We start from the raw sequence: 21,662 nt of genomic DNA, 5'->3' as shown, positions 1-21,662 counted from the left end.
CGGTCAGGGTATCGGCGTAGATGTCCCTATGAACCGGACTTTGCGGAGGTTCGACGGCGCGGTGCCGCCTTCTTCTTCCCGCCGCCCGCGGCGACCTTCTCCCGGCGCTCCGCGAGCAGCTCCGCCGCGCGCTGAATCGTGATCGACTCGACCTCGTCGCCCTTGCGCAGGCTCGCGTTGGTCTCGCCGTCGGTGACGTACGGGCCGAACCGGCCCTCCTTCACCACGACCGGCTCCCCGCTCGCCGGGTCCTTGCCCAGCTCACGCAGCGGCGCGGCGGCCGCGGCCCGGCGGCCGCGCTGCTTGGGCTGCGCCAGCAGCTCCTTCGCCCGCTCCAGCGTGACCGTGAACAGCTCGTCCTCCGAGCCGAGCGACCGGCTGTCGGAGCCCCGCTTGATGTACGGGCCGAACCGGCCGTTCTGCGCGGTCACCGGCTCGCCGTCCAGCTCGCCCAGCGTGCGCGGCAGCGACAGCAGCTTCAACGCGTCGTCGAGCGTGATCGTGTCGAGCGACATCGACTTGAACAGCGACGACGTGCGCGGCTTGGCGGCGTCGGCCTTCTTCGTCCGCTTCTTGCCGTCGGCCGGGGGCGCCGGCTCGGGCAGGATCTCGGTGACGTAGGGACCGAACCGCCCCGACTTGGCGACGATCATGTGGCCGGTCTCGGGGTCGGTGCCGAGCTCCCGGTCGCCCGACGGCTGCGCGAACAGCTCCTCGGCCTTCTCCGCGGTCAGCTCGTCCGGCGCGATGTCCTCGGGGATGTTGACGCGCTCGCCGTCGCGGTCGAGGTACGGCCCGTACCGGCCGACCCGCACCATGATGTCGGTCCCCTTGATCGGGAACGAGCTGATCCCCTTGGCGTCGATGTCGCCGATGTCGCCGACCAGCTCCTTCAGGCCCTCCTCGCCGGTGTCGCCGAAGTAGAACCTGGTCAGCCAGCGGACGCGCTCGGCCTCGCCGCGGGCGATCTCGTCGAGACCGTCCTCCATGTGGGCGGTGAAGTCGTAGTCGACCAGGTTGCCGAAGTGCTGCTCCAGCAGGTTGACCACGGCGAACGCCAGGAACGACGGGACGAGCGCCGTGCCCTTCTTGAACACGTACTCGCGCGCCAGGATCGTCCCGATGATCGAGGCGTAGGTCGACGGCCGCCCGATCTCCCGCTCCTCCAGCTCCTTGACCAGGCTGGCCTCGGTGTAGCGGGCCGGCGGGCGGGTCGAGTGGCCCTCGGCGTCCACCGCGCTCGCGGTCAGCGGGTCGCCCTCGGCCAGGTTCGGCAGCCGCCGCTCCTGGTCGTCGCGGTCCGTGGACGGGTCGTCGGCGCTCTCCACGTAGGCCTTGAGGAAACCGTGGAACGTGATCGTCTTGCCGGTCGCGCCGAACTCCGCGCGCTCGTTCTGCGTCGAGACCCCGGTGACCCGGATCGACACCGACTGGCCTGCGGCGTCCTTCATCTGGGACGCGATCGTGCGCTTCCAGATCAGCTCGTAGAGGCGGAACTGGTCGCCGGACAGGCCCGTCTCCGCGGGCGTGCGGAACGTGTCGCCCGCCGGGCGGATCGCCTCGTGCGCCTCCTGCGCGTTCTTCACCTTGGACGTGTAGACGCGCGGCTTGTCAGGGACGTACTCGCCGCCGAACAGCGACGCCGCCTGCCGCCGCGCCGCCGTGATCGCCGTCTCCGACAGGGTGATCGAGTCGGTTCGCATGTAGGTGATGAAGCCGTTCTCGTACAGCTTCTGCGCCACCGACATCGTGTACTTCGCGGAGTAGTTCAGCTTGCGGCTGGCCTCCTGCTGGAGGGTCGTCGTCCGGAACGGGGGGTACGGGCGGCGCGTGTACGGCTTGCGCTCGACCGATTTCACCTCGTACGGGCGGCCGCGGAGCCGCTCGGCGAGGGCCGTCGCGGCGGCCTCGTCCAGGTGCAGCGCGTCCCGCGTCTTCAAGGCGCCGTCGGAGCCGAAGTCGCGGCCCTGCGCGACGCGCCTGCCGTCCACGGAGACGAGCCCGGCCTTGAACGCCGTCGGCTCCTCGTCCTTACCGGTGTCGAACTGGGCCGCGATGTCCCAGTAGTGGGCGGGGACGAACGCGATCCGCTCCCGCTCCCGCTCCACGACCAGGCGCGTCGCCACCGACTGCACACGGCCCGCCGACAGCTTCGGCATGACCTTCTTCCACAGGACGGGGCTGACCTCGTACCCGTAGAGGCGGTCCAGGATGCGGCGCGTCTCCTGCGCGTCCACCAGGCGCATGTTCAGCTGGCGCGGGTTCGCGGCGGCGCGCTGGATCGCGTCCTTGGTGATCTCGTTGAAGACCATCCGGTGCACGGGGACCTTCGGCTTCAGGACGTCCTGGAGGTGCCAGGCGATCGCCTCGCCCTCCCGGTCCTCGTCCGTCGCGAGGAAGAGCTCGTCGGCCTCGGCGAGCAGCTTCTTGAGCTTCTGGACCTGCTGGCGCTTGTCGGAGTTGACCACGTAGAGGGGTTCGAACTCGTGCTCGACGTTCACGCCGAGCTTCGCCCACGGCTCGCCCTTGTACTTGGCCGGCACCTCCGAGGCGCTTCCGGGCAGGTCCCGGATATGGCCGATACTGGACTCCACGATGTAGCCGCGGCCCAGGTAACCGGCGATCGTCTTCGCCTTCGCGGGCGACTCGACGATCACCAGGCGCGTCCCCGCCCCGTTGCCCCGGCCACTGTTCGCGGTGCCGTTCTTGGCTGGCACAGTCGCTCCAACCTCGCTGTCTCGGTTCCTCTGACTCAGGTTCTTCCTACCGGCTTCGTACAACGTCGCATGGCGGCGTGTTTGTGCCCGCGCCGTCCCGCCGCCGCCCCGCGATCATCGTGCCGCCCCCGCGGAGGGGCGGGATTCTCACCGCCGCACGCCCCCGACAGGATGACATGCCGCCGCACGCCGCGCGGACCGGGAGGCCACGGTACGGTGCCGCACGGCCGGTAGACCAAGTAATAATGGTCGCAATGGCGGAGTACACCTACCTCGTCCTGTCACTGCCGCGCGGTACCACCCGTGACGCCGCCCGGCGGATCATGACCGAGCACGCGGAGCACGGCGGCTGGGAACTCGATCGCTTGCGCCTGTACCCGGACGGCCGCCGTCGTATTCAACTGCGCCGCAAGGTCATCCGCGCCGTCCGTACGTTCTGACCGTTCCCAGCGGCCTGTCCGGAGCGTAGCACTGCGTACGGATTCCCTGACGTGACGTTACTGTGTCCGCCGCGGCCCCGGCCGGCCCGCACGCGGATACGGCTTCGCCCGCCCCGGTCCGCGCCTCCGGGACGGGCGAAGGTCCTCCGCACACCGGCCCGAGGCCGGCTCACCCGCGGTCTGGTGGATCTACGCGGTCTGGTGGATCTAGCGGCGGCCCACCCGGATCCGCCGGGCCAGCGCCAGGGTTCCGGCCGCGGCGGCCAGCAGCCCCGACACCGCCGCCAGCAGCGCCGCGCCCGCCCTGGTCCCCGGCGTGATCGTCTGCGTGGACGCGACCGGGCTGATCCGGCCGATCCCGTCCGGCACCTGCGCGATCCCGGCGGCCGCCACACCGTGCACGTCGACCGGGAGGGCCGGCTTCGCGGGCACCGAGATCGTGCCCGGCGCCTTCGCGTCCGGCCGGACGCGCCGCGCGTCGGCCTTCACCGGCGCGCTCTTCCCGGCCAGGCCCTGGGCCTGGGGAAGCACCTTCGTCCCGGGAAGGACCTGCGACGCACCCGTCACGTTCGGGAGGACGCCGACCTTCGGCAGGCCGGGCACCTGCGGCAGGCCCGTGCCGGCCGGCAGGCTCCTCGACCTCGACATCGGGCCCCGGGCCGGCTGGTCCTGGAGGACGGTTCCCACGAGGGAGGCGGCCTTGGGCAGCCCGACCGGGCTCAGCTCCGACGCGACGCCGCCCAGCGCCCGCGGGCTCACCGGCCCGGGGAGGCCGCCGTCGACCGGCGCACCGGCCGCCGCGCTCCGGCCGTTCACCGGGAGGTCCGCGCCGCCCGGGAGGGCCCGGGTGTCCAGGAGCGAGACCGCCACCGGCGCCCCGTCGCCGTCGAGCGCGGTGCGCTGGTCGCGGCCCTGCGCCGGCAGGGCGCCGACGAGGCCGGTCCCGCCGTTCAGGACGGGAACGCCGTCGAGGCCGCCGACCGCGGGCGGGTCGATCTTCGAGCCGGGGCGCGGCGCGGTGCCGGCCGTCCGGGAGTAGGGCTCGTACCCGCCGTTGCCGGGCTCGTCGCACAGCGCGGCGGCCGCCCCGACCACGGCGGCGGCGTTGCCGCACACCTCCGCGGGGACCTGGACCGGCGCGTTCGCCTGGTTCCCGGAGCCGGTGCCCTTGTCGCCGGACGTCTTGCCGCCGGAGCCGTGCGACCCCTTGACGAGCGACTGGCCGTCGCACGCCGCCGCCGCCCGGCCGACGACGGCCGCCGCGTTGCCGCAGACCTCGGCGGGAACGGAGATCGGGGCGTTGCCCTGGTTCCCGGACAGGATGCCGCGCACCCCGGAGGTCTGCTGGTCGCCACCGGAGCCGCTGCGCACGTGCGCGCCGCCCTCGCACAGCGCGCCGGCCTCCCCGACGAGCGCCGCGGCGTTGCCGCAGGCCGTCACCGGGATGCTGATCGGGGCGTTGCCCTGGTTCCCGGAGAGGATCCCGCGCACGCCGGAGGTGGTCTGCCGCCCGGTCCCGTGGCCGCCGTTGCGGACGGAGGCCCCGCCCTCGCACGCCGCCACCGCGTTGCCGACCGCGTTGCCGCAGACGTCCACGGGCACGCTGATCGGAACGTCGGCCTGGTTGCCGCTCCCGACGGCGCGGACGCCGGACGTCTGCTGCTTCGATCCGGTGTTCCCGCCGTTCTTGACCTGCGAGCCCCCGTCGCAGCCCGCGAGCGCCCCGCCGACGACCGCGACGGCGTTGCCGCACGCGTTGACCGGCGCGGAGATCGGGGCCTTCACCTGGTTGCCCGCGAGGACGCCGTCCGTGCCGTCCGTGGTCTGGCCGCCGCTGCCGCTGCCCTTGACCTTGGCGCCGCCCTCGCAGCCCGCCTGCGCCCCGCCGACGACGGCGACGGCGTTGCCGCAGGCGTTCACCGGCACCGAGATGGGGGCGTTGACCTGGTTCCCGGAGGCGACGCCGCGCTTGCCGGACGTCCGCTGGCCGCCGCCGCTGCCGCCCTGGTCGACCTTGGCGCCGCCGCGGGACACCGCCCGGCTGCCGCCGACCAGCGCGGCGCCGTTGCCGCTCACGTCGACGGGCGCGGAGATCGGCGCGTTCACCTGGTTGCCGCTCAGGACTCCGCCGCTGCCGGTCGTGACGTCGGCGAAGGCGTTGACGGGGATGGCGCTCACGCCGAGGGCGACGAAGCCCGCGGTCAGCACGGCACGGGAGGTGCCCTTTGCCCACGTTCGCATGATGCTCCTAGAGAAGAGTTGGTGGAGAAGAGAGACGTGTGTCTCGGGGGAAGGCCGCGCATGAGGGCACGGCGGAAGACCGGATCGGCGCGCCCGAGCCGCACGGGCACGCGTCCGGAGACTGTGGTCGGGAACTAGTCGGGCGCGAAGGAGGGCTCGTCCGCGGCGGTGCGGACGGCCGGCGGGACCGCGCCGAAGACGGGGCGCGGCGATGCCCGATGAGGTGCGGGGACCCACGTCCCCGCCGCGGGGAACCCGGCGGCGACGCCGGCCACGATGAAGCCGCCGGTCGCCGAATGCGTACCCGGCTTCTCGGGCGACGGCATGGGCGCCGGGTGGTGCCGGACGACGACGTGGCGCGCCGCATGGCCGGCGCTCGGTCGCGCCGGGGAAAGGCTGGAGACGGCGGGCGCGGACGGCCGGCGGTGCGGCTCAGACGCGGCGGCGGTCTCGGTCACGACCGGCCGGGGTGAACGCTTGATCACCGGTTCGCCCCGAACCTCCGGCCGGGGCGGCGGCACGTCCTGCACGACCTTCTCCGCGTGCGGTTCCGGCGCCACCACGTGCACGACCTCGACCGGGTCGGTGACGGCGGGCGCCGCAGGCACCGGCCGGTGCTCGCGCACGGTCTGGACCGCGTCGCCCAGCAGGGGCGCCTTCTCGACGACCCCCTTCACGGGCGCCGGCGGCGGCTCGTCGGCGTGCGCGGTCTGCGCCGCGCACCCGAGGAGCCAGCCGGCGATCAGCAGCCCGCCGAGGACCAGCAGTCGCCGCAGGGAACGTCCGACGGCGGCGCGGCGCAGCAGGACGGAGACCGCCCCGACCCACACCGCGCCACCTGCCACCGGACAACCTCCGCTGCGACCGATCCGTCCTCAACGAATGGTGACGATAGCACCACGGAAAGCTCTGGTGATGGCAAATTCAGGAGCGATCAAGGAATTTGTCGAGCACCCTCACGCCGAAACGCAGCCCGTCCACGGGAACGCGCTCGTCGACGCCATGGAACATTCCGGAAAAGTCCAACTCTGGGGGCAATTTCAGCGGCGCGAACCCGAAGCACCGCATGCCCAGCGTGGAGAACGCCTTGGCGTCCGTCCCGCCGCTCAGGCAGTACGGCACCGGCAGCGCGCCCTCGTCCTCCGAGGTCAGCGCCGCTTCCATCGCCGCGACGAGCGCGCCCTCGTAGTCCGTCTCGAGCGCGATGTCGTGGTGGATGAAATCCCGCTGAACGTCCGGACCGAGAAGTTCGTCCACCGTCGCGAAGAATTCCGTTTCATGCCCGGGAAGGAATCGTCCGTCCACCTGAGCCATGGCGGTCTGCGGAATCACATTCGCCTTGTAACCGGCGTCCAGCCGCGTGGGATTGAGCGTGTTCCGCAGCGTCGCGCCGATCATTCGCGCGAGCGGCCCGATCTCCTCAAGGCACTTTTCCGGACTTTCCGGATCGAATTCGACGCCGTACGCCATGCAGGCCCGCTCCAGGAACGCCCGCACCGACTTCGTCAGCCGCACCGGGAACTCGTGCGCCCCCAGCCGCGCGACCGCCGCCGCGAGCGCCGTGACCGCGTTGTCCGGATGGACCATCGACCCGTGCCCGGCCGTCCCCGCGGCGGTCAGGTTCATCCACGCGATGCCCTTCTCCGCCGTCTCGATGAGGTACATCCGCCGGTCCCCGGGCACCGTCAGGCTGAACCCGCCGACCTCCCCCACGGCCTCGGTGCACCCCTCGAACAGCTCGGGATGCTCCCGCACCAGCCAGTGCGCGCCCCACTTCCCCCCGGCCTCCTCGTCGGCCAGGAAGGCGAGCACCACGTCCCGCGGAGGCTTGCGCCCCTCCCGCAGCCGCTGGCGCGCCACCGCGAGGATCATCGCGTCCATGTCCTTCATGTCCACGGCCCCGCGCCCCCACACGCACCCGTCGGCGATCTCCCCGCCGAACGGATCGCGCGTCCAGTCCTCCTTGCGCGCGGGCACCACGTCGAGATGCCCGTGCAAGAGGAGCGCGTCCCGGGACGGATCCTCTCCCTCGATCCGCGCTACCAGGCTGGCCCGTCCCGGATGCGACTCGAAGATCCGGGTCTCCAGCCCGACCTCCTCCAGCTTCTCCGCGACGTACTCCGCCGCGGCCCGCTCCCCCGGCCCCGAATGGTCGCCCGGGTTGCTGGTGTCGATCCGGATCAGCTCCTGGCAGAGCTGAACGACCTCGTCCTCGGCGGTCGGCTGCCGCACCACAATCATCACCTCGTGTCGCTCGCGTACCGTCCCATGGTGCCCCGCCGATCGACTTCGCCGCGACTCGCCACCTTTGGTATGGTGAACTCCGCCGCCGCAGCCCCGCTGCGGCCTGCGACCGGTCCGGGTGGCGGAATAGGCAGACGCGCTAGCTTGAGGTGCTAGTGCCCTTTACGGGGCATGGGGGTTCAAGTCCCCCCTCGGACACTTCACGACAAAGTGGGACAGATGCTCATCTGTCCCACTTTGCGTTTCTGGGGTTCTTCCGGTGAAGGACGTCGGCGTCCTTCGCGGTGCCGGGCAGCAGGTGGCGCAACCGCTCCTCGATCTACCGCCGGTGGCCCACCACGACCGCACTGGTGGAGGACGTCACCCGGACTGCGACCGCGACGCCGTCTTCGACCTGCCGCGCGGCGCGACCATCGGCAGAGCGCTCACTCAGGGCACGGACGGCGGACGCGTTCTGCGATCAGGTCACCGGGGCACTGGGCCGCGGCCCGCGGCTCATCCGTGAAGTAGTGGACGGGCCGCCGGTCAGCTGATCGTCAGCCGGTACGAGCCGCGGGCGCAGCCGGTGACCCGCCAGCCGCCCTCGACCTTTCTCGCTTCGATCCTCTCGATGCCGGTGACCGCGGGAGCGGGACGGTCTTCTCCCGGCACCCAGATGTCCAGCTCACAGCCGCCACCCGTTGTCTTTCCGGTGAGCGCGAGTTCCTGCGGCCCGGCGGCCTTTCCGCCCGGCCGCCCGCCGGGAAGGGACCGCAGCGAGGTGAGGACGCCCGGGGCCGCGCGCGGGTAGGCGCGCGAGATCTCCTGTTCGGCCACCGCGTCGCGGCGCAGGAAGCGTCCCGTCGCGCAGTCGAGGTTGTTGAGCCCGTTCCCGGTCGGCTCGACGCCGTTCTGCGGATCGCCGCACGCCTGTTTCCACACCCAGAAGGCTCCGCCGATCCTGCTGTCGTCCTCTTGGCGGGCGTAGCGGCGCAGCCTGCCGGCCACCGAGCCGGCATCGCCCCAGAACCCCCACTCGCCGCTCCAGACCGGCATGTCGCCGGCGGCCCGCCGCGCGAGGGCGAAGCCGTGCTCAACGGAGGTCATGACGGGCAGCCCGAGCGAGGCGTCCATGGTGATCGACTCGGCGTACAGATGGGGCGCGAAGACGACGTCGGGATCGGACCGGAAGGAGCCCCGCGGGATCGCGTCGAACCCGGTGCCGGACCAGAAGATGCTCGGCTCGGCGAACAGCAGGTGGGGACGGGACTCGGCGGAGCGGATCGCCCGCAGGACACGGTCGTAGAAACGGCCGAGCAGCAGCGTCGACGTCAGCGGCGCCTGCTCACCGAAGCCGGGTTCGTTGAGCGGGTCGAACCCGGCCACCGCGGGGTCGTCGCCGAAGCGGGCGGCGAGCATGCCCCACGCCTTCACCAGGCGGCCCTGGACACCGTCGCGGTCATAGTAGAAGTTCGTGAACGCGCGGTTCCCCGCGGGCGAGATGTCGCGTCCGGTGAACTGGCAGCGCGGCGCGCCGTCGGTCTTGGTCGCCCACGCGGGTGCGCCGTCGTAGCCGTCCATCGGGGACGTGCCGAAGGGGCACGAGGTTCCGGCCGGGGTGGGCAGGTCACTCCAGCCGTCCTGATGCATGTCGATCACCATGTACAGTCCGTGCCGCTTCGCCCAGGCCACGGCCCGGTCGATCTGCCGCAGATAACCCTCGTCGTACCGGCCGGGGCCCGGTTCGACCCGTGACCATGACACCCCCAGCCGCACCACGTTCAGGCCGAGCGCCGCCATCTGCGCGAAATCGTCCTCGCCGAGCGGCAGTGTCGTCGGCACTCCCGGGCGCGGCGCATAGAAGTCCACCAACTGGTTGACGTTCACTCCGCGCAGCAGGACCTGCCGGCCTTCACTGTCGACGATGCGAGGCCGCTTCCCCCGGACGGCCCGCAACGGTGACAGCTCCGTCTCCGGCGCGGCGGCGGGTCTGCGGGCGACGGGCGCGGGCTCCGGCCCGGCGAGGGCCACGGCTCCGGCCATCGCCGCCACCGCGACCGCGAAGCTCAGGGCCGTCGCGGCGGAGGCGCCACCGGCCGCCCGCCTGCACGCGCGGTCGGTAGCGGGCAAGGCCAGCAGTGCGGGCAGCCAGCCGAAGGCGACGCCGAGGGACGCGCCCTCTCCGAGCCTGATCCACAGGGCCGCGGGCGTCTGCAGGGGAGCGCCCGGCCCGTCCAGGATCAGGAGTCCGGCGGTTTGGACGGCGCCGAGGACGATGCCCGCCCAGAGCGCGGCCAGCCATCCGCCGAGGAAGGCCCCCGAGGGCGTGCGGGATCGGCGTGCGAAGGTCCGCTGGGTGCGGGCGAGCGCTAGGAACAGCGTCACCAGCCCGGCGAGGAGCCCGGCCACCCCACCCTGCGGGGACGCCGACGGCAGTCCTTCCGGCAGGTCCCGCGACCAGTGCGACGCCACCCACATCCCGGTCACCGCCACCGCCGAGACGCTGATGGCCGCGACCGGCCAGTGCGCCCGGCGGGCGGGCTCGCCCTCCTCACGCTCTCCCGCACGCGCAAGGAGGGTGACCGCCGCCGGGACCAGTGCGTACAGGGCCGCTTTCGGCACGGTGAAACTCGTCGACCACAGCAGGTCGGCGACGTCCAGCTCAGGTGCCGTCGCCGCGACCGACATGGCGGCCTTCGCGACCACGGCGGTCAGCACGAACCCCGCCCAGACCGTCGCGAAGCGCGCCCGCCGTCCCAGATGCCCGAAGGCGGCCACGACCCACGCCGTGCCCGTCAGCAGCAACGGAACGTAGACCACCAGGGGGACGATCTGCCAGCGCGCCGCCGGTACCACCCGTCCGGGCATTCCCAGCAACGCGAAGTACCCGACTGGATCGATCAGAGCCCCCGCCGCGACCAGTACCAGAACGGCACCCACGGCCGTTGACACGAGACGTCGCGAACCCAATGTGGCCTCCAGGCGCCGGGAAGCGCCAAAATACATGAAGTTTCCTCATGTTTGCTGGCCTTTCCGGGAACCGACGAGTCGCCGTCCGGCCAAGGCGGCGCCGGATGGACCCGCTCGCCCCCGGCGAAGGCGACCTTCTCGCCGGGCGCCACCCGGTTGACCGCGACGTGCACGCCCGCGGCGGATCCGGGGTGCTCACCGGCCAGTCGCCGCCCGCGGACAGGCCGGCTTCGGCGCGGGCATCGCGGAAGGGGGGCCCTTGGCCACCGCCCGCAGGAACGGCGTCATTATTTTTCGCGATTTCTCAGAATTGATGTACCTGGAGGCGTGCAGGAGCACGGGACCGGGGTTCATTGCCATCCGAGCTTTGGGATCAGTTCACCGGGCCTCGTTGTCATACAGGTCGACCGCTTGCGCGACACGTATCGGGCAGGGTCGGGGGGCGGTCGCCGAACTGGGCCTCCGGTTTCAGGATCTTCATGGTCGACTCGGCCGCGAGGCTGGGGTTGGGGTGTGCTTGCATGTACGCCCGTGACGACCCCCCTGTATGTCCCGGCAGGGACGCCCCCAGAGCGGGTACCGGGCGATGACGGCCGCGTCGTGCGGGTGTTGGCGAGCACTCGGCAGCGGGTCGCGGCCCGCGTGTTCGACCTGCTGGCCGCCTTCTTCGTGGTCATGGCGGCTGTGTCGCCGGTCTACGCGGTCGCCTTGCTGTCCGATGGCTCCTCCACCTCGTTCCTCTGGGCGACCGCCCCGGTCGTGGTCCTCGGCATGGCCGGCCCGCCGCTGCTGCGCGTCGGGGGAATCGTGCGGTGGGGCTGCACCCTGGGCCAACGAGTCGCCGGGATCCGGGTGGTGCGCGAGGAGGACGGAACACGGCCCCCGAACTGGCGGCGGTCCTTCCGGCGGTATGCCCTCCCGAGGAACTCCGCGTCCCTACCGCTGATCAGCGACCCCTGGGTATACAGGAAAGACGAGCGGCTGAGACAGTGCCTGCACGACCGGCGCGCCGGGACGGTGGTCGTCCGGGCCCAGGCTCCCCCGGCGCCCGCGGAGACCGGCGGGCTGGCGGCGCTCGGGTCTCCAAGCCCTACCGGACTTCCCGACCATGTGCGCCGCTGGGAGGCGCGCGAACGCAAGCAGCGCATCGCGCTCGGCTCCACTTTAGGTGTTCTGGGGGCGACCGTCCTGTCCGCACCGTTCGCCGTCGTGCTCGTGACCGCCGGGCCATCCGCCATCGGCGGCCCGGCGTTCGAGGTCGACACCTTCTACGACGGCGCCACCCGGTTCGAGAACCGCTTCGGGGGGCGGTCCGAGACCTACGAGCGCACGGCCGCCAAGGTCCTGGACGATGAGAAGGGCTGTCTGGCGGGAGCGACCAGTGGGCAAGCCCGCGCCGTCCTGCGCCGGACCGGGTGCGAGGGACGGATCGAGATCGCGTTCAGAACCACGGACGGCGTCCTGGTCAGCAGCCACGTTCTCAAGTTCCCCGACCGGGCCTCCGCTGCCGGCGCCCGGCCTCGTCTGCGGCATACCGACCTGCGCTTCGTTCCGGACGGCGACGTCGACCCGCCGGGGGGCGCCCGCATCGGCAATGTCGGAACCCAGGACCGCTACGTGGTCGTCACGACCGCCGTCTCCCCACGCCGGCCGGAGGCGACGGCGAAGGCGAAGAACGCCTTCCTCCTGATCCACGTCCCCACCCTCAACGTCATCCTCTTCCTCTAACAGAAGGGCGCGCCGAGCGGGAGTCCGGCGGGCGATGGGACTCCGCCAAGCCCGGAGACCTCAGCCAGGCGATTCCACCGCAGAACGACACCGACCGGCGCGACGAAGCAGACGAGAGGACCGGCTCCTCCCCTGGTGAGCAGCAGGGTGTGCAGTAGGAAGCGGAGGTGGCGAAGGGGAACGGCGAGACCGCCACCGAACCCGGCGACAGCGATTCGCGCCCCGAGTCGGAGAGCGGCAAATGGGTCGACGAGATGCCGCCCGCCGAGGCACTCGAGAAGGTCCCGGATAAGTGGGGGGACGGCAGTCCGAACAAGAAGGGTGTCGGCCGCTGGACCGACCCGGAGAACCGTGGGAACGTCGTACGGTTCCCTGACATGCGTCGTGCTGTCATCGAGGTCCTACGGGCGCTTTCGGATCCGGAGTATCAGCGTCGCGTCTGGGTGGAGCGCACCTACGCTCAGCCAGGCTTCTATGATGACCTGACCCACAATGTCAACGTCCTCTACGACGACACTTTGGTCGCAGAGGACCCGCGAGCTCAGATCGGTGTGACGCTTGAGAACGAGGCAGAGGCTGCGGCGATCGAAAGTCTGACCGCTGTCCTAGATCCTCTCTTGGACTCCTTGCCCACCGAACTCGAAGACGCTCAAGTGATATCCCGACCCGAATGGAGTGCCGTTGTGAGTGCGGCACAGGTGGCTGCCGGCATTATTCACTGAGAACTGTGGCGCCTGATCGTTGAGCCCACGGGGCGCCCCGCCACCGCACGCACGGGGCCCGGTGGCGTTCCGCCTACCCGGGCCCCTCAGGCATTGCGCGGTGTGCTGCGCATAACGGTCTGGCTAATGGCGCTGGGCCCCGCCCCCGCGCGGTTATTCCGCGTGCGGGCCCAGGGGTGGCTACGCGTGCGGGCGGGTGGCCGGCCCAACGGGACGCGGTAGACGTCGTCGATCGGGGTGGCCGTTGGCATGTGCTTATGGTTGTGGTCGCCCCTCGGACACCAGCGTTTTGCACATGTGGAAGCCAGGGTCACCCTGGCTTCCACAAGTTTTTTCTCGGGGTGGTACGTCATCTTCAGCCCCGGGCGCGTAGACCATGCGGCCCGGCCGGCGGGGTCCTCATCTCGCCACGCTCACCCCAGCGCCACCGGCTCCTCCCACCACCAGGCGATCGAGGGAATCTCCGGAGGCTGGTCGGTTCCGGGCGGTGGCGTGTCCGACCAGGTGCAGATGGTCTTGACGGCTCCGGGGTGCTCCCCGTCGGGATTGCTGTAACGCGGCGTCGCCAGGCCCCATTCGATGTTGCCGCGCATGAGGTGGCCCAGGTTGGCGACATAGGGCCGGAGCCGGTCACTGGCGTGCGGCTCGACTTTGTCGCGCACGTCGACGAAACGGCGGGCGATGCGGTTGCACAGGTCCACCGCCTTGGTGATGGCCTCCTGAATCGTGCAGTGCTCGTGCGTGACGAAGACATTGACCAGGTTCAGCCCGCTCGGATTCCCGCCTCCCTGGCGTTGTGCGAACCACAGGTCCTTGCCGAGCGAGTACAGATCGTCGCTGAAGGCGGCGTAGGTCGCCGTCATCTCTTGCAGTGCGGAGACGTCGCGAGAGGACATCTCGCCTTCGGAGATGGGCGCGCCGAGCGCGATCTCGGCCCATACCAGCGTCGGATCGGCGGCGGCGAACACCGGGCGCATGGCGGTGTAGTCGTTGAGAGTGGGCACGGTGCCTGCGAGCCGGCAGTTGATCTCCCACGCGACCCCGAGCAGCCACGCGCGGTGCGCGTCCAGCTGGCGGCCGATCTGGGCGGGGGTGGCGTATCGCCGGAGGCGGCGCGCCAGGTCCTGGACGGGAGCGCGGAACGGGTCGTCGCCGGCCATCATCTCGCAGCCCGGATCCGCCAGGGTCCGTACGACGCGCGCCGCGATGTCGACGAATCCCTGTGAGGCCCCGGTCACCTGGGCCTCGTCCAGAAGATCGTCGAAGACGAACATGAGGTAACTCCAGTCGATGGCCATCTGGAGCCGTTCGGGCGCGGCGTCCGGGCAGATCCGGGCGAAGAATTCGGCGGCGTTGCTCTCCTGAACACGCCGCCACAGGCGCTCGTTCTCGTTGAATCCGTGGGCGGCCATCCAGTCGTTTCCGCGCTGTTCCAACTCGGCGAGCATCGGGTGTATCCGGGTGCGCAGCGGACAGTACAGCGAAGGTATCTCAACGGTCAGGACAGGATCGCTCATGAGGAAGACCACTCACCAGGGACGCGGATCGAGGACCATTCGCAGGTCGCGGGGGTACACGGTCGCGAGTGCGAGTGGACGCACGCGGCTCCCCGGGGCAGGAGTCAGCGACCAGTGGGCGGCGATGGTGGTGACGGTCACCGTCATCTCGGTCCAGGCGAACGCATCACCCAGGCACACGCGGCGGCCCGCCCCGAACGGCAGAAAAGATTCCCGGGGCACGGGAGCGGACGATGACAGCCAGCGCCCGGGCTCGAACCGATGAGGCTCGGGGAAGAGGCCGGGATCCAACTGCTGCGTGTGGGGGCTGAAGACGATCTCCGCTCCCCGGGGAATCCGTACGCCTCCGAGGTCGATCGGCGATCGCGCTCTGCGCATCACGATCCAGATGGGATGGTGAAGCCGGAGCGTCTCGGTGATGAGGGCCCGCACGAAGGTCATCTCACCGACGTCCTCGAACCCGATCCGCCGGTCTCCCAGAACGGTACGAATCTCCGCGTGGAGCCGTGCGTCCAGCTCCGGATGCCGTCCGAGTTCGTAGAACAGCCAGGACAGGGTCAGCGCGGTGCTCTCGGTGCCCCCCACGAGCAACGCGATGACCTCGTCGTGGATCTCTTCGTCGCTCATGCCCTCACCCGTGCGCTCGTCCTTGGCCGCGAGCAGCATGGAGAGAATGTCGCCGTGGTCGCGTCCGTCGGCCCGATACCTCGCGATCGTCTCCTGGACCGCCCGGCGCAGTCCCCGCGTCGCCTCGTTGAACCGGCGATTGGCCGGCACGGGAAGCCGTTCGACCAGGGGCGTCGGCGCGATGGTGCGCCAGCCGATGCCCGCGACGATGCGCGGGAAGTTCTGCTGGAACTCCGCGACGACCTCGCGGGCATGGTCGGTGGCGAACAACGTGGCGGCAATGATCTTCAACGTCAGGTCGAAGATCTCTCGCTGGACGTCGAGCACCTGCCGCGGCCGCCATTCCCCGGCCCGCCGCGCGGTCTCCTCGCTCATGATGCGGGTGTAACCGGCGATGCGGTCGCGGTGGAAGGCGGGCTGGAGCAGCCGCCGCTGACGCATGTGGAAGGCGCCGTTCGAGGTGAAGACGCCGTTGCCGATCAGGGGCCGGACCTTGTCGAAGAGCATCCCCTTCTCAACGTTGCCCGCCTCCGCCACGAGAAGGTGATGGACGAGCGACGACGAGGTCACCACGTACACGGGAAGGCGGCCGATGGAGACGCGGACCACGTCGCCGTACGGTCGTAGTGACTCCATGAAGGCCAGCGGGTCACGCATCAGGGACAGGCTGTGGCCGATGACCGGCAGTTTTCCGGGTGGGCTGGGGATCCGGGTCGGCGGTGGCGATGGCATGCGCACGGCGGCTCCGTACAGTTGCGCAGCGTCAATTCGAGACTGGACCGCTCCAAGGTGAACGGACGGGAAGCTCAGCGGTCAGCCCAGCTGGTCCCCGCCGATCTGGCGACACGGCACGGACAGTTGGCGACCGATCGGAGCCATCGAAGGTTATTTGCCTGACAAAGACTCGCAGCAACGCTCTTAGCACGATATTTATGGAATCCGCTCCTGTCAACCACAATCAACTCGCTGAGTGGCATGAGGACCCTTGCCCTCATCCCGGCGTCGATGCGATCCGCGGGGCGCTTGTTCGCCGGATGGCCGGGACGGCAAGCTGTGAGCCGAGGAGAGGAGGCCGGCGATGGAGCGGGCCGACACGTTGGTGCTGTTTGGGATCACCGGGAATCTGGCGTACAAGATGCTGCTGCCGGCGTTGTACCGGTTGACGGCGGACGGAGTGCTGGACCAGCCGATCGTGGGGGTCGCCAAGACCGACCTCGACCTGGCCGGGCTGCGAAGCCGGGCCCGTGAGGCATGCGAGGCCAAGCACGACAAGGTGGACGACGCGGCGTTCGAGAAGTTCGCAGGGAACCTGCGGCTCGTCGCGGGCGACTACACCGACGGCGCCACCTTCGATGCGATCCGTCGCGAGGTCGGCGAGGCGAAATTCCTGACTCACTACCTGGCGGTTCCTCCTTCGCTGTTCGCGACGGTCGCGGGGGGCCTGGCCGAGGCCGGCCTGAACAGGAACGCCCGGATGGTCGTCGAAAAGCCGTTCGGCAATGACCTGGAGTCGGCGCGGGCGTTGAACGCCGAGCTGCTGAAGTTCTTCGACGAGGACCATCTGAGGCGCGTCGACCACTTCCTCGGCAAGGAGCCGATCGAGGACCTGCTGATGTTCCGGTTCGAGAACATGCTCCTGGAGCCGATCTGGAACCGTCACTACGTCGACAACGTGCAGATCACCATGGCCGAGGACTTCGACGTCGCCGACCGCGGCTCGTTCTACGACGCCAACGGCACGATCCGCGATGTCGTTCAGAACCACCTTCTGCAGATCCTCGCGCTCCTGGCCATGGACCCGCCGCCGTCGACCGACGCACGCGCCTTCATCGACGAGAAGTGGCGGGTGCTGCGCGCCGTCGAGACCGTCGCGCCCGACGAAGTCGTCCGCGGCCAGTACGACGGCTACCTCGCCACCGAGGGCGTCCGTGAGGGTTCGACCACCGAGACCTACGCGGCGCTGCGCTTGCGCATCAACAACTGGCGCTGGGCCGACGTCCCGTTCTACATCCGTTCCGGCAAGGCACTGGGCACCACCGACCTGGAAGTGGTCGCCCAGCTCCGCACCCCGCCCACCACCTACTTCGACGGCGCCCCGGAGCCCAATCTGATCCGCTTCCGCATCCAGCCCGACGCGGGGGTCACGTTCGACCTGCTCGCGAAAGACCCCGGACGCAACAGCACCCGGCAGGTCCCGCTCAGCGTGGACTTCACCAAGGTCCTGGGCCCGATGGAGGCGGCCTACCAGCGCATCCTCACCGACGCCGTAACCGGCGACCCCCGCCGCTTCGTCCGCTTCGACCTGGCTGAGGAGTCCTGGCGCATCATCCAGCCCGTCCTCGACCTCCCCTCCCAGCCCCTCCCCTACGCCAAAGGCTCCTGGGGGCCGGACGAAGCAGCCACCTTCGTTCCCGGCGGCTGGCACGAAATCTCCACCACCTTCGACTGATACGCACGGGCCTGAAGCTCGTTCAGCCCGGATCTTTCCTTTCCCGAGTCGCCGTGACCGGGGAAGATCCCTCGTGCGAGCGAGGTGGGCACGGCGCGGACCGGCCGATACTGGGGGGATGTCAGATCGGTTGAGCGGTTTCGGCCCCCTCACGTGGCTGCGGCGGCGTGGGGGCGGCGGCCGCCTCGTGGACGTGCTGGTCGCCGCGGCGGTCGCCGTCCCGGTGTTCGTCCCCTTCGCCACGGCGCCCGACGTGACGCCGTTCGGCGTGGTGTTCAACCTCGGCACGGTCGTCCCGCTCGTGTGGCGGCGCCGGGCGCCGTTCGCGATCGCGCTGGTGGTGGCGTGCTTCGCCATGGGGGTGTCGCTGCACCACCGGCCCGGCCAGATGTTGCAGTACGGCGCGCTCGTGGCGATCTACACCCTCGCCGACCTGGGGCGGCATCGCTGGCAGCGGTGGGGGTTCATTGGCGTGGTCGTGGCGTCGATCCCGCCCGGTGCGCTGCTCGTGAAGAACAACGACGCGGGCGAGTTCATGTTCACGCTGCTGCTGCCCATGACGGCGTTCCTGCTCGGCACGCTGGCGCGGACCGCGCGGGAACGGTCGAACGCGCTGGTGGAACGGTCCGCGCAGCTGGAACGGGAACGCGAGGCGCTCGAACGCGAACGCCAGGCCGAGGCGGCGCGCGCGGCGGCGGAGGAACGGGCCCGCATCGCCCGCGACATGCACGACGTGCTCGCGCACGCCGTCAGCCTCATGGTCGTTCAGGCCGAGGCCGGTCCGGTGGTCGTCCACACCGATCCCGGCCAGGCCGAACGGGTCTTCGACGCGATCGCCGACGCCGGCCGGGACGCGATGGCCCAGCTGCGCCGCACGCTGGGCGTGCTGAAGGAGGAGCAGGACCACGGCGTGCGCGCGCCGCAGCCGACCATCGACGCGTTGCCCGGGCTGGTCGAGCACGTCAACCGCACCCAGGTCCACGTGCGGCTCACCGTCGAGGGCGAGCGCCGCGACCTGCCCGCCGACGCCGATCTGGCGGCGTACCGCATCGTGCAGGAGGCGCTCACCAACACGGTGAAGCACGCCGGCGCGCGGGCGGCCGAGGTGCTGCTCCGCTGGACCGACCACGAACTGGAGATCACGGTGACCGACGACGGGCAGGGCCACGGCGGAGCCGATCCGGGCTGGCGGCGGGGCGGCGACGGCCTCATCGGCATCGGAGAACGTGCCGCCGCCTGCGGCGGCACGGCCGAGGCCGGTCCCCTGCCCGGCGGCGGGTTCCGGGTCTCGGCGACCCTGCCCTGCGCCGCGGCGGTGGCCGCGTGATCCGGGTGGTGCTCGCCGACGACCAGGAGCTCGTCCGCACCGGCTTCGCGATGATCCTGGACGCGCAGCCCGACATCGAGGTGGTGGGCGAGGCCGAGGACGGCGCGGCCGCGGTCGCCGCCGTGGACGAGCACGACCCCGACGTCGCGCTGCTCGACATCCGCATGCCCGGCATGGACGGCATCGAGGCCGCGAAGGCCGTGTGCGCCGGGACCCGGACGCGCGTGATCATGCTGACCACGTTCGACCAGGACGACTACGTCTACGACGCGCTCTACGCCGGGGCGAGCGGGTTCCTGCTCAAGGACGTGCGCCGCGACGACCTCGTGCACGCGGTCCGGGTGGTGGCGGCGGGGGAGTCGCTGCTCGCGCCCACCGTCACCCGCCGGCTGATCTCCGACATCACGCGCAACCGCCCGCGGGCCGGCGCGGCCGTCTCCGACCGCCTGTCGGTCCTGACCGAGCGGGAGCGCGAGACCCTGCGCCTGCTGGGCCGCGGCCTGTCGAACGCGGAGATCGCCGCGGCCATGGTCGTCAGCGAGCACACCGTGAAGACCCACGTGAGCAACGTGCTGGCCAAGCTCGGCATCCGCGACCGCACCCAAGCCGTGATCGCCGCGTACGAGACCCGGCTGATCGAGCCTTCCTGAAGGGGCGGCTCCCTCGCGCGAGGGAGCCGCGCCCCGGTTCTCCCCCGCGCCACCGATGCCCGAAGACCCCCCGCGACGGCGATCCCCCGGACCACCGCTCTCCCTGAAGATCGAAAACGCAGGGACGCAAGCCTCGACCTCCGGGAGAACCCCTCATGACCAGGATCGCCTTCCATCTCGCCCCCGCCCTCATGCTCGCCTACGGCGTCGTCCGGCTGATCGACGGCCGTGACGGGCAGCACGGGCCCGGCCCCGCCTGGACGGTGGGCCACCTGCTCTTCCTGGGCTCGCTGCTCCTGTACGGCCTGGTGATCGCGGGCCTGTGGCGGCGCCTGCCGGGCGCGGAGCGCGGCAGGGCACGGCGGATCACCGCGGGCGCCCTCGCCGCCGCGGCCGCCGTCGGGCTGGTCACCTTCGTCCGCGTCGCGATCATCGACATCGTCGTCGGCCTGCGGGCGGCGGACGCCGCCGAGAAGAGCGCGCTCGCCGACCGGTACGCGGACGTCCCGGCCGTACTCCCCCAGGCGCTCTACGAGATCGGGCCGGTGCTCTTCATGCTGGGCCTGACCGCGCTGCTCGTCCAGTACGCGGTCGTCGGCCCCCGGCGCGCCGTGGCCGCCGGCAGCGCCGTCCTGCTCGTCCTCGCCTTCGTGGGCATCATGGCCAATCTGGACCTCCTGCCGGCGGGTGCGGCGCTGATCTGGCTCGCCCTCTTCCCGCACAGCCGCGAGCAGAGCGAGCCCGCCCCCGCGCACCGCGGGGCCGAGGCCCCCGCGACGGCCTAGCCCGACCCGATCATCATCACCACCGGACTCAGGGAACCAAAAATGATCAAGCAGAGGCGTGCGCTGCGCGGCGCACTCACCCTGGCCGTGGCGGCCGGTGTCGCAGTGAGCGCACTGACCGGCACCGGCACCTCGCGGGCCGCCAGCCCCTCCGCCGGAGCCGCCGACCAGGCTGAGCTGCGCAGGCTCCTGAACAGGCTGACCACGGTCGATGGCGGGCCCGGAGCGCTCCTCCACCTGCGGGATCGGAGCGGCAGCACGGTGCTGACCAGCGGCGTCGCGGACGTGACCAGCCAGGCACCGGTCCCCCGCGACAGCAGCTTCCGGATCGGCAGCATGACCAAGCCGTTCGTGGCCACGGTCGTGCTCCAGCTGGTGGGAGAGCACCGCGTCTCGCTCGACGCGCCGGTGGAGCGCTATCTGCCCGGTGTCGTCCCCGGGAACGGCGGGCACAGGCGGAAGATCACCGTCCGCCAATTGCTGCAACACACCAGCGGCCTACCGGACTACCTCGACTATCTGAACCCGCAGGACATCCTCAAGGACCCGCTCGCCCACCACGACACCCGCGACCTGGTGAACATCGCGCTCGCCCATCCGCCCGTCTTCGCGCCCGGCACCGGCTGGGGCTACTCCAACACCAACTACCTGCTGGCCGGCATGCTCATCGAGAAGGTGACCGGCCACACCTGGGGCGAGGAGGTCCGGCGGCGCATCATCACCCCGCTGGACCTGCGCGAGACGTCCGCACCGCAGGATTCCTCGGCGATCCCCGGGCCGCACCCGCGCGGGTACGTGCGCCCGGGCCCGGACGCGCCGCTCGTCGATCTCACCGCGTTCAATCCCTCGGTCGCCGGCTCGGCCGGCGGGATGATCTCCAGTGGCGCCGATGTCGACCGGTTCCTGGGCGCGCTCGTCGACGGGAGGCTGCTGCGCCCGGCCCAGCTGCGGGAGATGATGAGGACGCGGCCGACCGGCGCCGCGGACGGCCGGGCGTACGGCCTGGGCCTGGAGAGCAGGCGGCTGCCCTGCGGCGGCCTGTACTGGGGGCACGGCGGCGACATCTTCGGCTACGAGACCGCCAGCGGCGCCACGGTCGACGGCGGCCAGGCGACCGTCATGGTGAACCTCGACCCGGGTGGGTCGGACGCGCAGAGCGACGACATGAAGGCCGCCGTCCAGACGGCGCTCTGCCAAAGCCGGCCCACGGCGCCCTAGCCGCGCACAGGGGAAGGCCGGACGGGGCGGGTCCCCGTCCGGCCTTCG

Annotated in this window: 15 protein-coding genes and 1 tRNA gene; 9 read left to right on the top strand and 7 right to left on the bottom strand. The window is 71.1% G+C overall.

The window, feature by feature from the left end:
- Positions 1-26 precede the first annotated feature (26 nt).
- The gene (gene topA / locus AB0C84_RS05075) at positions 27-2,717 is read right to left on the bottom strand and encodes a type I DNA topoisomerase (RefSeq protein ID WP_258945104.1); all 2,691 of its coding nucleotides are present in this window, start codon (positions 2,715-2,717) and stop codon (positions 27-29) included.
- Between the two features lie 254 nt (positions 2,718-2,971).
- Between topA and AB0C84_RS05070 the strand changes: the two genes are divergently transcribed.
- Complete coding sequence (locus AB0C84_RS05070) at positions 2,972-3,157, top strand: DUF5703 family protein (RefSeq protein WP_179845705.1); 186 nt, start codon at positions 2,972-2,974, stop codon at positions 3,155-3,157.
- Positions 3,158-3,364: 207 nt separating this feature from the next.
- On the opposite strand, the gene AB0C84_RS05065 is transcribed toward AB0C84_RS05070, so the two are convergent.
- The 3 genes from AB0C84_RS05065 to AB0C84_RS05055 form a co-directional block, all read right to left on the bottom strand.
- Positions 3,365-5,398 (bottom strand): chaplin family protein, encoded by a 2,034-nt coding sequence (locus AB0C84_RS05065; RefSeq protein WP_361061248.1) that lies wholly within the window; start codon positions 5,396-5,398, stop codon positions 3,365-3,367.
- A gap of 134 nt (positions 5,399-5,532) precedes the next feature.
- Positions 5,533-6,243: a hypothetical protein gene (locus AB0C84_RS05060; RefSeq protein ID WP_361061246.1), complete on the bottom strand. Its 711-nt coding sequence runs from the start codon at positions 6,241-6,243 to the stop codon at positions 5,533-5,535.
- 79 nt (positions 6,244-6,322) lie between these two features.
- The gene (locus AB0C84_RS05055; protein ID WP_361061368.1) at positions 6,323-7,639 is read right to left on the bottom strand and encodes a M20/M25/M40 family metallo-hydrolase; all 1,317 of its coding nucleotides are present in this window, start codon (positions 7,637-7,639) and stop codon (positions 6,323-6,325) included.
- A 115-nt stretch (positions 7,640-7,754) separates the two neighbouring features.
- Between AB0C84_RS05055 and AB0C84_RS05050 the strand changes: the two genes are divergently transcribed.
- Positions 7,755-7,840, top strand: a tRNA-Leu gene (locus AB0C84_RS05050).
- Positions 7,841-8,167: 327 nt separating this feature from the next.
- On the opposite strand, the gene AB0C84_RS05045 is transcribed toward AB0C84_RS05050, so the two are convergent.
- Positions 8,168-10,561 carry a cellulase family glycosylhydrolase gene (locus AB0C84_RS05045; protein WP_361061244.1) on the bottom strand — a complete coding sequence of 798 codons (2,394 nt, stop codon included), beginning with the start codon at positions 10,559-10,561 and terminating at the stop codon, positions 8,168-8,170.
- 561 nt (positions 10,562-11,122) lie between these two features.
- Between AB0C84_RS05045 and AB0C84_RS05040 the strand changes: the two genes are divergently transcribed.
- Positions 11,123-12,319, top strand: coding sequence for an RDD family protein (locus AB0C84_RS05040; RefSeq protein WP_361061242.1), 1,197 nt, complete (start codon positions 11,123-11,125; stop codon positions 12,317-12,319).
- A 167-nt stretch (positions 12,320-12,486) separates the two neighbouring features.
- On the top strand, positions 12,487-13,041 hold the full coding sequence (locus tag AB0C84_RS05035) for a hypothetical protein (RefSeq protein ID WP_361061240.1): 555 nt from the start codon (positions 12,487-12,489) through the stop codon (positions 13,039-13,041).
- 413 nt (positions 13,042-13,454) lie between these two features.
- Here AB0C84_RS05035 and AB0C84_RS05030 read toward each other — a convergent pair whose 3' ends face one another.
- Both AB0C84_RS05030 and AB0C84_RS05025 read right to left on the bottom strand, forming a co-directional pair.
- Positions 13,455-14,489 (bottom strand): hypothetical protein, encoded by a 1,035-nt coding sequence (locus tag AB0C84_RS05030; RefSeq protein ID WP_361061238.1) that lies wholly within the window; start codon positions 14,487-14,489, stop codon positions 13,455-13,457.
- Positions 14,490-14,570: 81 nt separating this feature from the next.
- Positions 14,571-15,917 carry a cytochrome P450 gene (locus tag AB0C84_RS05025; protein ID WP_361061236.1) on the bottom strand — a complete coding sequence of 449 codons (1,347 nt, stop codon included), beginning with the start codon at positions 15,915-15,917 and terminating at the stop codon, positions 14,571-14,573.
- Between the two features lie 346 nt (positions 15,918-16,263).
- Here AB0C84_RS05025 and zwf point away from each other — a divergent pair, with 346 nt between their 5' ends.
- From zwf to AB0C84_RS05000, 5 genes are all read left to right on the top strand, one after another.
- Positions 16,264-17,634, top strand: coding sequence for a glucose-6-phosphate dehydrogenase (gene zwf / locus AB0C84_RS05020; RefSeq protein WP_361061234.1), 1,371 nt, complete (start codon positions 16,264-16,266; stop codon positions 17,632-17,634).
- 118 nt (positions 17,635-17,752) lie between these two features.
- Positions 17,753-18,961 carry a histidine kinase gene (locus AB0C84_RS05015; RefSeq protein WP_218905574.1) on the top strand — a complete coding sequence of 403 codons (1,209 nt, stop codon included), beginning with the start codon at positions 17,753-17,755 and terminating at the stop codon, positions 18,959-18,961.
- Positions 18,958-19,611 carry a response regulator transcription factor gene (locus AB0C84_RS05010; protein WP_361061232.1) on the top strand — a complete coding sequence of 218 codons (654 nt, stop codon included), beginning with the start codon at positions 18,958-18,960 and terminating at the stop codon, positions 19,609-19,611. The genes AB0C84_RS05015 and AB0C84_RS05010 overlap by 4 nt, the downstream gene beginning before the upstream one ends.
- A gap of 155 nt (positions 19,612-19,766) precedes the next feature.
- A complete protein-coding gene (locus AB0C84_RS05005; RefSeq protein WP_361061230.1) occupies positions 19,767-20,396 on the top strand; it encodes a hypothetical protein in 630 nt (209 codons plus the stop codon).
- A gap of 42 nt (positions 20,397-20,438) precedes the next feature.
- Positions 20,439-21,614, top strand: a complete 1,176-nt coding sequence (locus AB0C84_RS05000; RefSeq protein ID WP_361061228.1) for a serine hydrolase domain-containing protein — start codon at positions 20,439-20,441, stop codon at positions 21,612-21,614.
- The last annotated feature ends 48 nt before the right edge of the window (positions 21,615-21,662 follow it).

The organism is Actinomadura sp. NPDC048955 (assembly GCF_040649435.1).
GTDB lineage: Bacteria > Actinomycetota > Actinomycetes > Streptosporangiales > Streptosporangiaceae > Spirillospora > Spirillospora luteofluorescens.
The sequence above is the reverse complement of the archived record's forward strand: the minus strand, read 5'-3'. Positions and strand labels throughout refer to the sequence as shown.